Source organism: Pseudomonas sp. NPDC086566, assembly GCF_050280885.1.
Classification (GTDB): Bacteria; Pseudomonadota; Gammaproteobacteria; order Pseudomonadales; family Pseudomonadaceae; genus Aquipseudomonas; species Aquipseudomonas vlassakiae.
Genome location: NZ_JBNNWD010000010.1, coordinates 20,018 through 33,226, shown reverse-complemented (window position 1 = coordinate 33,226; position 13,209 = coordinate 20,018). Strand labels below are relative to the sequence as shown.

9 protein-coding genes are annotated in these 13,209 nt (G+C 63.2%); all 9 read right to left on the bottom strand.

All coding sequences use genetic code 11. The annotated features are described in order from the left end of the window. Window positions 1-26: 26 nt before the first annotated feature. The gene (gene acs, locus ACQKPS_RS21905) at window positions 27-1,961 is read right to left on the bottom strand and encodes an acetate--CoA ligase (RefSeq protein WP_427605618.1); all 1,935 of its coding nucleotides are present in this window, start codon (window positions 1,959-1,961) and stop codon (window positions 27-29) included. Window positions 1,962-2,168: 207 nt separating this feature from the next. Next, entirely contained in the window at window positions 2,169-3,833 is a 1,665-nt protein-coding gene (gene pgi / locus ACQKPS_RS21900; protein WP_254481485.1) for a glucose-6-phosphate isomerase, read from the bottom strand. Window positions 3,834-3,973: 140 nt separating this feature from the next. Then, window positions 3,974-4,837 carry a pantoate--beta-alanine ligase gene (gene panC / locus ACQKPS_RS21895; RefSeq protein ID WP_283725362.1) on the bottom strand — a complete coding sequence of 288 codons (864 nt, stop codon included), beginning with the start codon at window positions 4,835-4,837 and terminating at the stop codon, window positions 3,974-3,976. Then, window positions 4,834-5,634, bottom strand: coding sequence for a 3-methyl-2-oxobutanoate hydroxymethyltransferase (gene panB, locus ACQKPS_RS21890; RefSeq protein WP_283725361.1), 801 nt, complete (start codon window positions 5,632-5,634; stop codon window positions 4,834-4,836). Before panB ends, panC begins: the two co-directional genes overlap by 4 nt. A gap of 262 nt (window positions 5,635-5,896) precedes the next feature. Continuing rightward, window positions 5,897-6,376 carry a 2-amino-4-hydroxy-6-hydroxymethyldihydropteridine diphosphokinase gene (folK, locus tag ACQKPS_RS21885; RefSeq protein WP_254481482.1) on the bottom strand — a complete coding sequence of 160 codons (480 nt, stop codon included), beginning with the start codon at window positions 6,374-6,376 and terminating at the stop codon, window positions 5,897-5,899. After that, window positions 6,373-7,764, bottom strand: a complete 1,392-nt coding sequence (locus tag ACQKPS_RS21880; RefSeq protein ID WP_054885622.1) for a polynucleotide adenylyltransferase PcnB — start codon at window positions 7,762-7,764, stop codon at window positions 6,373-6,375. Before ACQKPS_RS21880 ends, folK begins: the two co-directional genes overlap by 4 nt. Before the next feature lie 750 nt (window positions 7,765-8,514). Continuing rightward, a complete protein-coding gene (locus ACQKPS_RS21875) occupies window positions 8,515-9,957 on the bottom strand; it encodes a sigma-54-dependent transcriptional regulator (protein WP_254481481.1) in 1,443 nt (480 codons plus the stop codon). A 4-nt stretch (window positions 9,958-9,961) separates the two neighbouring features. Beyond that, window positions 9,962-12,937: a sensor histidine kinase gene (locus ACQKPS_RS21870; protein WP_254481480.1), complete on the bottom strand. Its 2,976-nt coding sequence runs from the start codon at window positions 12,935-12,937 to the stop codon at window positions 9,962-9,964. Then, window positions 12,921-13,097, bottom strand: coding sequence for a hypothetical protein (locus tag ACQKPS_RS21865; RefSeq protein WP_003250005.1), 177 nt, complete (start codon window positions 13,095-13,097; stop codon window positions 12,921-12,923). Before ACQKPS_RS21865 ends, ACQKPS_RS21870 begins: the two co-directional genes overlap by 17 nt. Between the last annotated feature and the right edge of the window lie 112 nt (window positions 13,098-13,209).

The window sequence follows — 13,209 nt, the reverse complement described above, 5'->3', positions numbered from 1 at the left end:
GGACGGCCAGGGAACGTGGCCGCCCGCTATTGATTGAGGCGTTTGTCGATCAGGCCCTGTACTACGCTCGGGTCGGCCAGGGTCGAGGTGTCGCCGAGGTTGTCCAGTTCGTTGCAGGCGATCTTGCGCAGTATACGCCGCATGATCTTGCCCGAGCGGGTCTTGGGCAAGGCCGGGGCCCACTGAATCAGCTCCGGCTTGGCGAAACTGCCGATCTCCTTGCTGACCAACGCCAGCAACTCGGCCTTGAGCGTGTCGTCCGGGGTGATGCCATTCATGGGCGTAACGAAGGCATACACGCCCTGGCCCTTGAGGTCGTGCGGGTAGCCGACCACGGCAGCCTCCGCGACGCTGTCGTGCAGCACCAGCGCGCTTTCCACCTCGGCGGTGCCGATGCGGTGGCCGGAGACGTTGATGACATCATCGATGCGGCCGGTTATCCAGTAGTCACCGTCGGCATCGCGGCGGGCGCCGTCGCCGGTGAAATAGTAGCCGGGCATGGGTTTGAAGTAAGTGTCGACCATGCGCTGGTGGTCGCCGTAGACGCTGCGTATCTGCCCTGGCCAGCTGGCCTTGATCACCAGCAGCCCGGCGCCGGGGCCTTCGATCAGTTTGCCTTTTTCATCCAGCAACGCAGGTTGCACGCCGAACATCGGCTGGGTGGCGCAGCCGGGCTTGAGCCGTTGTGCCCCCGGCAGCGGCGTGAGCATGATGCCGCCGGTCTCGGTCTGCCACCAGGTGTCGACGATGGGGCAACGCTTTTGTCCGACCTCTTCGAAATACCACTCCCAGGCTTCCGGGTTGATCGGCTCGCCTACGCTGCCGAGCAGGCGCAGGCTTTTGCGCGAAGTACCCTGCAGTGGCGCCGAACCTTCGCGCATCAACGCTCGCAGCGCAGTGGGCGCGGTGTAGAAGATGTTCACCTGATGTTTGTCCACCACCTGCCAGAAGCGCGAGGTGTCCGGGTAGTTGGGGACGCCTTCGAACATCAGCGAAATCGCGCCGTTGGCCAGCGGTCCATAGACAATGTAACTGTGACCGGTGACCCAGCCGACGTCGGCCGTGCACCAGAACACCTCGCCGTCGCGGTAATCGAACACCACCTTGAAGGTCATCGTCGCCTGCAGCAGGTAGCCAGCGGTGGTATGCAGCACCCCCTTGGGTTTGCCGGTACTGCCGGAGGTGTACAGGATGAACAAGGGGGCTTCGGCGTCCATCGGTTCGGGCGGGCAGTCGTCGCCGGCCTTTTCGGTCACTTCGTGATACCAGAGGTCGCGGCCATCGCTCCAGGCGACATCGCCACCGGTACGACGTACCACGAACACGCTGCTGACCGCAGGGCAGCTGCTCAGGGCCTTGTCGACGTTGTGCTTGAGCGGGATGCGTTTGCCGCCGCGTACGCCTTCGTCGGCGGTAATCACGGTGCGGCAGTCGGCATCGAGAATGCGGTCGCGCAGGGCATCCGGCGAGAAGCCGCCGAACACCACCGAGTGGATGGCACCGATGCGTGTGCAAGCGAGCATTGCATAGGCGGCCTCTGGAATCATCGGCATGTAGATGCACACCCGGTCGCCTTTGTGTACGCCTCTTGCCTTCAGCGCATTGGCCAGGCGGCAGACTTGGCGGTGCAGCTCGCGGTAGCTGATGGCCTTGGAGTCCTTGGGGTCGTCACCCTCCCACAGCAAAGCGGTTTGCTCGCCGCGCTGGGCCAGGTGACGATCGATGCAGTTGAAGCTGACGTTGAGCTGGGCACCGTCGAACCAGCGGGCCTTGCCGGTCTTCAGGTCGCATTGCTGCACGCTCGACCAGGGCTTGATCCAGTCCAGGCGTTTGGCCTGTTCGGCCCAGAAGGTGTCGGGGTCATCTACCGACTGGCGGTAGAGGCGGCGGTAGTCGTCGGGGGAGAGGCTGGCGGACTGGCTGACGGCCAGGGCCTGGGGAAACTGCTTGATATCGAACATGGCGGGTGGTCCTGCTCTTGTCGGAGGGACGGCAACGGCTATTCGATGGACAGTGTAGCTGGGAGTGGTGTTCAACCTGTTCCGGACCATTCGCGGGTGAACCCGCTCCCACAGGAGTGGCACAAAATTCAAGGATTGTGCAGTCCCTGTGGGAGCGGGTTTATCGAGGCGTCGAACCGCCGCGAAGAGGCCGGGACAGGCGTCGGATCAGCCGCGGTGACGGCCGCGGAAGTAGTTGATCAGGCCTTGGGTGGAGCCATCTTCGGCGCTGTCTTCGAGGCTGCCCACAAGACGTTGGTAAACACCTTTGCCCAGCTCCTTGCCCAACTCAACGCCCCACTGGTCAAAGGCGTTGATGCCCCAGACCACGCTTTGCACGAACACCTTGTGCTCGTACATCGCCACCAGTGCGCCCAGGCGGCGCGGGCTGATGCGTTCGACCACCAGGGTGTTGCTCGGACGATTGCCCGGAATCACCTTGTGCGGCGCGAGCTTTTCGATGTCCGCATCGTTCAGGCCCTTCTGGCGCAGTTCGGCTTCGGCTTCTTCGCGGGTCTTGCCGAGCATCAGCGCCTGGCTCTGCGACAGGCAGTTGGCGTACAGCCACTGATGGTGGTCCGCCACCGGGTTGAAGCTGACCACTGGCACGATGAAGTCAGCCGGGATCAGCTGGGTGCCCTGGTGCAGCAACTGGTGGTAGGCATGCTGGCCGTTGCAGCCGACGCCGCCCCAGATCACCGGACCGGTATCGGTCTTCACCGGGGTGCCATCCTGCAGCACGCTCTTGCCGTTGGACTCCATGTCCAGCTGCTGCAGGTGCTTGGTGATGTTACGCAGGTAATGGTCGTACGGCAGGATCGCGTGGCTGCTGGCGCCCCAGAAGTTGCCATACCAGACGCCCAGCAAGGCCAGCAACACCGGCATGTTCTTGTCGAACGGCGCGGTCTGGAAGTGCTGGTCCATGGTGTAGGCACCCGACAGCAATTCCTTGAAGTTGGCGGTCCCGATGGCCAACGCGATCGGCAGGCCGATGGCCGACCACAGCGAGTAGCGCCCGCCTACCCAGTCCCACATCGGGAAGATGTTCTCTTCACGCATGCCGAAGGCCACGGCAGCGGCCTTGTTGCTGGAAACCGCGATGAAGTGGCGGTACAGCTCGGCTTCCGAGCCGCCTTGAGCAAGGTACCAGGTGCGCGCCGCCGTCGCATTCTTCAGGGTCTCGAGGGTGTTGAACGACTTCGACGAGACGATGAACAGCGTAGTTTCGGCGCGCAGGTTGGCCGACAGTTCGTGGAACTCGCTGCCGTCGATATTGGCCAGGTAATGGCAACGCACGCCGCGCTGGGCGTAAGGCAGCAAGGCTTCAGAGACCAGCTCGGGGCCCAGGAACGAGCCACCGATGCCGATGTTGACCACATCGGTGATCGGCTTTTCGCTGTAGCCGCGCCACAGGCCGTCATGGATTCGCCCGACCAGCTCGGTAATCTGGTTGAGTACCTTGTGTACTTCCGGCATCACGTTGACACCGTTGACGTTGAGCTTGTCGCCGACCGGGCGGCGCAGCGCAGTGTGCAGCACCGGACGCCCTTCCGAGGCGTTGATGATCTCGCCGCTGAACATCGACTTGATCGCGTCCTGCAGGCCAACTTGTTCGGCCAGGGCTACCAGAAGACTACGGGTTTCGTCGGTGATCAGGTTTTTCGAATAGTCGAGGAACAGCCCGCAGCTGCTCAGGGAGAACTGGTCGAAGCGCTTGGCGTCGGCGGCAAAGGCTTCGCGCATGCTGAAGCCTTGCATGGCGTCGCGGTGTGTTTGCAGGGCCTGCCAGGCAGGCAGGGCCGTAACATCGTGGGGTGTACGGTAATACGCCATTGCGCGGAATTCCTTGGTGCGAGATGTGCCTTGGACAGGGCAGTCATTGCCGGGTTCAGACTGGCCACATTATAGGCAAAGGCCGTGCGCAGGGAATGGGTACCACAGGGAATTTGGGGCTGCGAGGCAGCCCCGGAAGGTTACGCGGTCTTCTCGTCCAGATGCAGATACAGATTGTCGATCAACCGGGTGTTACCCAAGTAAGCAGCAACCAGAATCACCAGGTCCCGGTCACCGAACGCTGCCGGGCGCAGGTTCAGCGCATGGCGCACTTCCAGATAATCCGGGCGCAGGCCGGCAGCGCTCAGCTGCGCCTTGCCTTGCTCGATCAACGCCGCGAAATCCACCTGGCCGCGGCCAAGCGCATCGCCGATCTGCTGCAGTGTGCGATACACCACCGGGGCCGTGGCGCGTTGCTCAGGCGTCAGGTAACCGTTGCGTGAAGACAGCGCCAGGCCATCTTCGGCGCGCACGGTCGGCTCACCGATGATCTGGATCGGCATGTTCAGGTCGCGCACCATGGCGCGGATAACCGCCAGTTGCTGATAGTCCTTTTCGCCAAACACGGCCAGGTCAGGCTGGACCATATTGAACAGCTTGCTGACCACGGTCGCCACGCCTTCGAAATGCCCTGGGCGGCTGGCACCGCAAAGGCCTTCGGACAGGTTGGGCACGCTGACTCGGGTTTGCGCGTTCATGCCGTCCGGGTACATCTCTTCCACGGTGGGCGCGAACAGCAGGTTGCAACCAGCCTGCAGCAGGCGCTCCTGATCGGCGGCGAGGGTGCGCGGGTATTTGTCGAGGTCTTCGTTGGCACCGAACTGCAAGGGGTTGACGAAGATGCTGGCGACCACGAAATCGGCACGCTGGGCGGCCTTGGTCACCAGCGCGGCATGGCCGCTGTGCAGGTTGCCCATGGTCGGCACGAAGCCGATGCGCTTGCCTTCGCCGCGTGCACGGGCGACGGCGGCACGCAGTTCGCGGACGGTCTTGACTGTGTTCATGCGCTGAATCCGTGTTCGGCAGCGGGGAAGGCAACGTCCTTGACGGCCTTGACGTAGGCGGTGAGGGCGCTCTGGATGTCAGGCTGTCCTTCCATGAAGTTCTTCACGAACTTCGGCACCCGGCCACTGAGCGACAGGCCGAGCATGTCGTGCAGGACCAATACCTGGCCATCGGTGGCGCTACCGGCACCGATGCCGATCACCGGAATGCTCACTGCCTGGGTGATTTCTGCGGCCAGTTCGCTCGGTACGCATTCGAGCAGCAGCATCGCCGCGCCGGCTTGCTCCAGCGCAATGGCGTCGGCGCGCATCTGCCGGGCTTGCGCTTCCTGACGGCCTTGGACCTTGTAACCGCCCAGGACGTTGACGGTCTGCGGCGTCAGGCCCATGTGCGCGCACACTGGCACGCCGCGTTCGGCCAGCAGGCGGATGGTTTCGGCCAGCCAGGCGGCGCCCTCGAGCTTGATCATGTGGGCGCCGGCCTGCATCAGCGTGGCGCAGTTGGCAAAGGCCTGCTCGGGAGTGGCGTGGGCCATGAACGGCAGGTCGGCGAGGATCAGCGCGCCATCATTGCCGCGTTTGACGCAGGCGGTGTGGTAGGCCATCTCTGCGGTGGTGACGGGCAGCGTGCTGTCATGGCCCTGCAGGACCATGCCCAGGGAGTCGCCCACCAGCAACACATCGACGCCAGCCTGGCTGCAGGCCTTGGCGAAGGTTGCATCGTAGCAGGTCAGCATGGTGATCTTTTCACCCTTGGCCTTGAGGCCGTGCAGGGTGGTCAGGGTTACTTCAGGCATGTAGGAAAATCCTCGTTCAGGCGCTGTGAAAAACGACTGCATACAACGCGTGTAGTCATCTTCCGGAGCGGCACATCATCGCGCGTGATGTTCGGGCACAGGTCCGTCCGGGCCTAAATACGGGTATGCGGCACTTTGGTGCCACACGGGACGCCTATAGTCGTGAGCGAGGTGGGGGAAGTCAATCACCCTGTTACCGCATTGTTACTAACAGGGTGTTACTGGCGTTACCGTGCCTGGGTGACTATCTCAAACGCCCGGTTTACAGGCGTTCCAGGCCGACGAACGGGCAGGCTTCGAGCAGTTCGGCGAGGGCGCGGCCATCGGCCAGGCAGAAGTCGTCTGCCACCAGCTCGGCCAAGGGGTACAGCACGAAGGGGCGCGCATGCATGTGGTAGTGCGGCACCTGCAGGCGTGGCAGATCGATGACCTGGTCGCCGAACAGCAGGATATCCAGGTCGAGGGTGCGCGGGCCCCAGCGTTCCTTGCGCACGCGGCCCTGGTCGTTCTCGATGGTTTGCAGGGCGTCGAGCAGTTCCAGCGGTGCCAGGGTGGTGTCGAGGGCGGCTACCGCGTTGGTGTAACGCGGTTGGCCGGGCAACAGCGAGTCGCTGGTGTACAGCGCCGAAGCGCCCGCCAGGCGGCTGTCGGCAATCTGGTCGAGCGCCTGCAGGGCGCTGCGCAGTTGTTCTGCGGGGGCGTCCAGATTGCTGCCGAGGCCGATGAAGGCGCGCGTGGTCACTCGAACGCCTCGTCACCACCGCTGCGCTTGCGCTTGCCGCCACTGCGCTTGCGTTTGCGCGGGCCGGCAGCAGCGCCTTCGTCACGGCTGCCAAGCTCACGGATCATCTCGCGGCGCTCGCTGTCATTGGCATCCTGGTAATCGGTCCACCACTGCCCCAGATCGTCGGTTTCCTCGCCGGCGCTTTCGCGCAGCAGCAGGAAGTCGTAACCGGCACGGAAGCGTGGGTTGTCGAGCAGCAGGTCGGCGCGCTTGCCACTGCGGCGCGGCAGGCGTTCCTGCATGTCCCAGATCTCGCGGATGGGGAGGGTGAAGCGTTTCGGAATGGCGATGCGTGCACACTGCTCGGCGATCAGGTCGTGGGCTGCGCCGTTCATGGCCGGAATCGGCGGCACGCCTTGGCTCTGCAGGTGCAGTACACGGCTTGGCAGGGCTGGCCAGAGCAGGGCGGCGAACAGGAAGGCCGGGGTGACCGGCTTGCCCTGCTTGACGCGCAGATCGGTGTTGTTCAGCGCCTGGCTGATCAGGGTATGGGTGTAGGTCGGACGCTCTTCCAGTGCATGGGCACTGGCCGGGAACAGTGGTTCGAACAGCTCCAGGTCGACCAGCATCTCGAAGGCGATGGCCCCTTGGCCGGAGAGGAACAGCTTGAGGCATTCCTCGAACAGGCGTGCGGGCGGAATCTCGCGCAGCAGCGGGGCCAGTTTGCGGATCGGCTGGAAGGTGTGCTTCTCGATACCGAAGTCCAGCTTGGCGGCAAAGCGCACTGCGCGCAGCATGCGCACCGGGTCTTCCTGGTAGCGGTGGGTCGGGTCGCCGATCAGACGCAACAGACGGTTGCGGATGTCATGCACGCCATTGGCGTAGTCGAGAATGCGCTCACTGACCGGATCGTAGTACAGGGCGTTGATGGTGAAATCGCGGCGCTGCGCGTCTTCTTCCAAGGTGCCGTACACGTTGTCACGCAGGATGCGACCGCTGGCGTTGTGGGACGAACGGTGGCTGTCACCCTGGTCGTCTTCGGAGTGGGGCGCACGGAAGGTGGCGACTTCGATGATCTCACGGCCGAAATGCACGTGGACCAGCTTGAAGCGCCGACCAATGATGCGCGCGTTGCGGAACTCGGCACGGACCTGCTCGGGCGTGGCGCTGGTGGCGACGTCGAAGTCCTTGGGCGTGATGCCCAGCATCAGGTCGCGGACGCAGCCACCAACCAGATATGCCTGGTAGCCCGCACTCTGCAGGCGCTCGACGATGTTCACCGCGTGGCGGCTGAACTGGTGGCGCTGCAACGAGTGTTGGCTCTTGTTGATCACCTCAGGCGTGGTGCGCCGGTGGTGCTGGCCCGGTACGGGAGGGCGGAACGACTGGAACAGCTTCTTCAGCATGGGATGCACTGTTTGAAGGAATGTTCGGCCAAGAATAGGAGAATGGCCGCATGATGGGCGGGGATTCTAGCATTTACTCGGGGAATGGTGTAGGCGGTAGCAGGAGACCCTGCCGAAGGGGGAGAACGACAAGGGGAGCCTAAGCTCCCCAAGAAGTCGTTGCGTGCTCTTATTGTTTTTTTACTGGGCTTCTTGTTTTTGTTGAGTGCCCTGTCCACAAATCTCGAAGCTTGTGGACGACCCCCAATCCAGGGGTAAAGAGCAAACGGATTGCTTTGGTCGCTGATGTCACGTTGATCCTTCGATCCAACCAGTTCAGGCGCTGCTTTTGAGTGCAGTTTTTGTTGTTCTCTGCCTGGTCGTGGGGCAAGCCCCAAACACGCATCCTCTCCAAAAGAATCAGTTAGCTGCGCCTCCGCCGTCTTGTTTTTATTGTGCGTGAGCCGTTTCGTCTTGTTCTTATTCTGAGTTGCTGTGCTTGTTATTGTTCTTGTACCAGACATATAGCAGGTGCCGTGCCAACTTTTGAAAACCCAGTAAAATCAAGGGGTTGAGCGGATTCGGCAGATTTCGGCAGGTCAAAAATGCAGGGTTTTCGTTACCGTACGCCTCGGGAACTGTTACGCCGGAAAGGTTGGGTAACAGATTCGTGCGGGAACGGGGGTGTTACCGGCTAGAGGGGCTTTGGCTTTGCCGTCCCCTTCGCGGGCTTGCCCGCGAAGGGGACGGCAAGGCCGATGAGGATCTGGGTCAGTTATCGCTGGTCGCGTTGCTCTTGCGCCGCGGGATACCCAGGCGCTGGCGCCGTTCCCACAGGCACTTGCGGCTGACCCCGAGCTTGCGTGCCAGCTCGGTCTCGGTCATGTGGTCCTGGTGCTCGAGCACGAAGTGCTGGAAGTAATCCTCCAGCGACAGGTCCTCGGTCGGCTCATGGCTGGCACTGCTGGCGCTGGCCGCGACCAGGGCATTGTCGAGGATGTCATCCTCCTCGAGGTCGCTCAGCTCGATGTCGATGCCCAGCATGTCGGCGGAAATTTCCGCACTCTCGCTAAGGATTACCGCACGCTCCACGGCGTTTTCCAGTTCGCGCACGTTGCCCGGCCAGCTGTAGTGACGAATGGCTTGCTCGGCCTCGGTCGAGAAGTGCAGGTCGTCACGCCCGATGCGCGCACTCTGGCGGGCGAGGAAGGCATTGGCGATCTCGTTGACGTCACTGCCGCGCTCGCGCAGGGCCGGCAACTTCAAGGCGATCACGTGCAGGCGGTAATAAAGGTCTTCGCGGAACTGCCCGGCCTTGGCCAGGTTCTTCAGGTCGCGGTGGGTCGCGGCGATCAGGCGAACGTCGACTTTTTGCGACTGTACCGAACCGACCCGGCGAATCTCGCCTTCCTGCAGCACGCGCAGAAGGCGTGCCTGCGCTTCGAGCGGCAGCTCACCGATTTCGTCGAGGAACAATGTGCCACCGTCGGCGGCTTCTACCAGGCCGGCACGGCCGGCACTGGCGCCAGTGAATGCCCCTTTTTCATGGCCGAACAGTTCCGATTCGATGAGGGTCTCCGGAATGGCCGCGCAGTTCACCGAAATCATCGGCGCCTTGGCGCGCCGTGACAGGTTATGCAGGGCGCGGGCGACCAGCTCTTTGCCGGTGCCCGACTCACCCTGGATCAGCACATTGGAGTCGGTGGGTGCCACCTTGCGGATCTTGCTGTACATGTCCTGCATGGGCGGGCACGAACCGATGATGCCGATCTCGCCATTGGCGGCGGCACCTTTGTCGGCTGGCGCGGCCTTGCCGTTGGCCCGTGGCTCGGCGGCCGGGGCCGGCGCGGCTGCCGGCGCGTTCTGGCGGTCGCGCAGGATGCGCGCCACTGCCTGAAGCATTTCATCGTGGTCGAAGGGTTTGGCGATGTAGTCCACCGCGCCCATCTTCATCGAGTCCACCGCCGAGCGCAGGCTGGCGTAGCTGGTCATGATCAGCACCGGGGTGCCCTGGCCAAGCTTGATCAGCTCGGTGCCCGGGGCGCCCGGCAGGCGCAGGTCGCTGACGATCAGGTCGAAGGTGGCAATGCTGAAGCGTTCCTGGGCTTCCTGCACCGAGCCGGCTTCGCTGACCTGGTACTGATTGCGTTCGAGCAGCCGACGCAGGGCCGAGCGGATGATGGTTTCGTCTTCGACGATCAGAATGTGCGGCATTGATTCAATTCTCTCGACGGTCTCGAATTTCAGGGGACGTCGCTACGACATGCCGGGGCAGGGTCACGCGGATCCGGGTGCCACGTTGCCGTTCGATATCGGCCGGGCTGTCGATGGTGATTTGCCCATAATGCTCTTCCACGATGGAATAGACCAGAGCGAGCCCCAGTCCGGTTCCTTCGCCCGGGTCCTTGGTGGTGAAGAACGGTTCGAACAGGCGGTCCATGATGTTCTTCGGGATCCCGCTGCCTTCGTCCTCGACGATAAGGTCGACGGTGTGCTCGCTGACTTCGCTGCGCACCCGCACGGCGCTGCCAGGCGGCGAGGCGTCGCGGGCATTGGACAGCAGGTTGATCAGCACCTGGGCGAGGCGCTGCGGATCGCCCTCGGCCCAATGGTCCGGGTCGCAGAGATTGAAGAACTGTACTTCGAAGTTGCGCCGGTTCAACGCCAGCAGACCGATGGCGTCTTGTGCCACCTCGGCCAGGCATACCGGCTCTTCACTGTTCTGATGGCTGCCGCCGGCGTGGGCGAAGCTCATCAGCGACTGGACGATGCGCGACACGCGCTTGGTCTGCTCGAGGATCTGGCTGGACAGCTCGATGATTTCCCCATCGCCTTCACGCTCCTCGCGCAGGTTCTGCGCCAGGCAGGCGATGCCGGTAATCGGGTTGCCGATTTCATGGGCCACGCCAGCGGCCAGGCGGCCGATGCTGGCCAGGCGCTCGGAATGCACCAGTTTGTCTTCCAGGGCCTGGGTTTCGGTGAGGTCCTCGACCAGCAGCACCAGGCCGCTGTTGCCGGGCGCCAGGGGCTCGTCGATGGCCGCCTTGTGCAGGTTCAGCCAGCGCGGTTGACCGTCCAGAGCGAGGCGCTGCTTGTGCAAATGTTCGTCGGGCACGTTGATGAAGCCCTGCAGCAGGCCGCGCCAGGGTTCGCTGATGGTCACCAGGCGCGAACCGACCACATGCTTGGCGGCGATGCCGGTCAGCTCTTCCATGGCCTTGTTCCACATCAGGATTTCCTGGTCCTTGGCCAGCGAGCAGACGCCCATGGGCAGCTCTTGCAGGGTCTGGCGGTGGTAGCGGCGCAAGGCGTCCAGTTCGGCGGCAAGGCCGGTAAGCCGCGAGTGGTAGTCTTCCAGGCGGCTCTCGATGAAGTGGATGTCCTCGGTGACGTAGTTTTCGTTACCGGATTTGTACGGCAGGAAGGTCTCGACCATGTCCTGCGCGACGCTTGGCCCCATCAGGCCCGAGAGGTTGGCCTCGATGCGGTCACGCAGGCGGCGCAAGGCATAGGGGCGGCGTTCGTCGAACGGCAGGTAGAGGTCGCGCAGGGCCTGTTCGACTTCCTTCTGCGCCGCCTTGGCGCCGAGTGGTTTGGCCAGTTGGGTGGCGAATTCCTGCGGCGATGCGGCGTGCAGCTCGCGGCGCTGCGGCCGGCGCACGTTGTCCACGGCGCAGGCTTCGGCGGCGCTGACTTCCTCAGTGCTGGCATGGGTGAACAACGAAATCAGCGTGAACAGCAGGACATTGGCCGCCAGCGAGGCAATGGCCGCCATGTGCCAGCTGGTGTCGTCGAGCACATAGATCATGTCCAGCAGCGGGATATAGAAGCCCTGCAGGTTACCCAGCAGCGGCAGCAGCATGGTCACCAGCCACACCACGGTCCCGGCGAGCAGCCCGGCGATGAAGCCGCGGCGGTTGGCGGTCGGCCAGTACAGCACCGACAGCACCCCTGGCAGGAACTGCAGGGTAGCGACGAAGGCTACGATGCCCAGGTTGGCCAGGCTCTGGTGGTTGTTCTGGGTGAGGTAGAAGACGAAGCCGGCAGTGATGATGGCGACGATCAGCGCCCGACGGGTCCACTTCAGCCAGCGGTAGATATTGCCTTCGGCCGGCGGCTGGTAAAGCGGCAGTACCAGGTGGTTGAGGGCCATGCCCGACAACGCCAGCGTGGTGACGATGATCAGCCCGCTGGCGGACGCTAGCCCGCCAACGTAGGCCAGCAGAGCCAGCGCCTGGTTGTTGGCGGCGATCCCTAGGCCCAGGGTGAAGTACTCGGGGTTGGTGCTGGCGCCCAGGCGCAGGCCGGCCCACAGCACCAGCGGCACGGCCAGGCTCATCAGCAGCAGGAACAGCGGCAGGCCCCAGCTGGCGCTGACCAGCGAGCGTGGGTTGAGGTTTTCGGTGAAGGCCATGTGGTACATGTGCGGCATGACGATGGCCGAGGCGAAGAACACCAGCAGCAGGGTGCGCCATGGGCCTTCCTGCAAGGGGGTGTGCAATGCTGCCAGTGCAGTCTGGTTCTGCAGCAGCCACACTTCCAGTTGGTGCGGCCCGCCGAACACACCATACAGCGCATACAGGCCGATGCCGCCCAGGGCCAGCAGTTTGATCACCGATTCGAAGGCGATGGCGAACACCAGGCCTTCGTGTTTCTCACGGGTGGCGATATGGCGCGAGCCGAAGAAGATGGTGAACAGGATGATCAGCGCACAGAAGGCAAAGGCTACCCGGGCCTTGACCGGTTCCCCGGTGAGGATGCTGATCGAGTCGGCCACGGCCTGGATCTGCAGGGCAAGCAAGGGCAGCACGCCGATCAGCATGATGAGGGTGGTCAGCGCGCCGGCCCAGGTGCTGCGAAAACGGAACGCCAGCAGGTCGGCCAATGACGACAACTGGTAGGTGCGGGTGATCTTGAGGATCGGGTAGAGCAGCACCGGGGCCAGCAGGAACGCACCGGACACCCCCAGGTAACAGGCGAGGAAGCCGTAGCCATATTGATAGGCCAGGCCCACCGAACCATAGAAGGCCCAGGCACTGGCGTAGACGCCCAGCGACAGGATGTAGGTCAGCGGGTGGCGAATGATGGAGCGCGGGATCAGCCCGCGCTCGCTGATCCAGGCCACGCCGAACAGCACCAGAAGGTACGCGGCGCTGATCAGGATCATCTGGGTCAGGCTAAAGCTCATCGGCATCTCGTTGGCTCTGCAGGATGAAGGTGACGACGATCAGGATCAGCCAGAGCAGGTAGGGGCGGTACCAGGCACCGGTCGGTTCGATCCACCAGTCCATGATGGCCGGGGAGAACAGGTAGATCCCCACGACCAGAAGCAGGACCAAACGATAGATGTACATGCTGGCCTCGATGGTTGGGCGCTGCGGGCTTGGAGTTATTATTGGCGCAATTGACTGTGGCGATGCTAGCGGTAATCCATAGGGTTCGCCAAGAGTTTGAATTTATTACGCT

Excerpts from the sequence above, each read along its gene's own strand:
- acs (WP_427605618.1), bottom strand. The coding sequence starts at position 1,961 with ATGTTCGATATCAAGCAGTTTCCCCAGGCCCTGGCCGTCAGCCAGTCC.
- ACQKPS_RS21880 (WP_054885622.1), bottom strand. The coding sequence starts at position 7,764 with ATGCTGAAGAAGCTGTTCCAGTCGTTCCGCCCTCCCGTACCGGGCCAG.
- ACQKPS_RS21870 (WP_254481480.1), bottom strand. The coding sequence starts at position 12,937 with ATGCCGATGAGCTTTAGCCTGACCCAGATGATCCTGATCAGCGCCGCG.
- pgi (WP_254481485.1), bottom strand. The coding sequence starts at position 3,833 with ATGGCGTATTACCGTACACCCCACGATGTTACGGCCCTGCCTGCCTGG.
- ACQKPS_RS21865 (WP_003250005.1), bottom strand. The coding sequence starts at position 13,097 with ATGTACATCTATCGTTTGGTCCTGCTTCTGGTCGTGGGGATCTACCTG.
- panC (WP_283725362.1), bottom strand. The coding sequence starts at position 4,837 with ATGAACACAGTCAAGACCGTCCGCGAACTGCGTGCCGCCGTCGCCCGT.
- ACQKPS_RS21875 (WP_254481481.1), bottom strand. The coding sequence starts at position 9,957 with ATGCCGCACATTCTGATCGTCGAAGACGAAACCATCATCCGCTCGGCC.
- panB (WP_283725361.1), bottom strand. The coding sequence starts at position 5,634 with ATGCCTGAAGTAACCCTGACCACCCTGCACGGCCTCAAGGCCAAGGGT.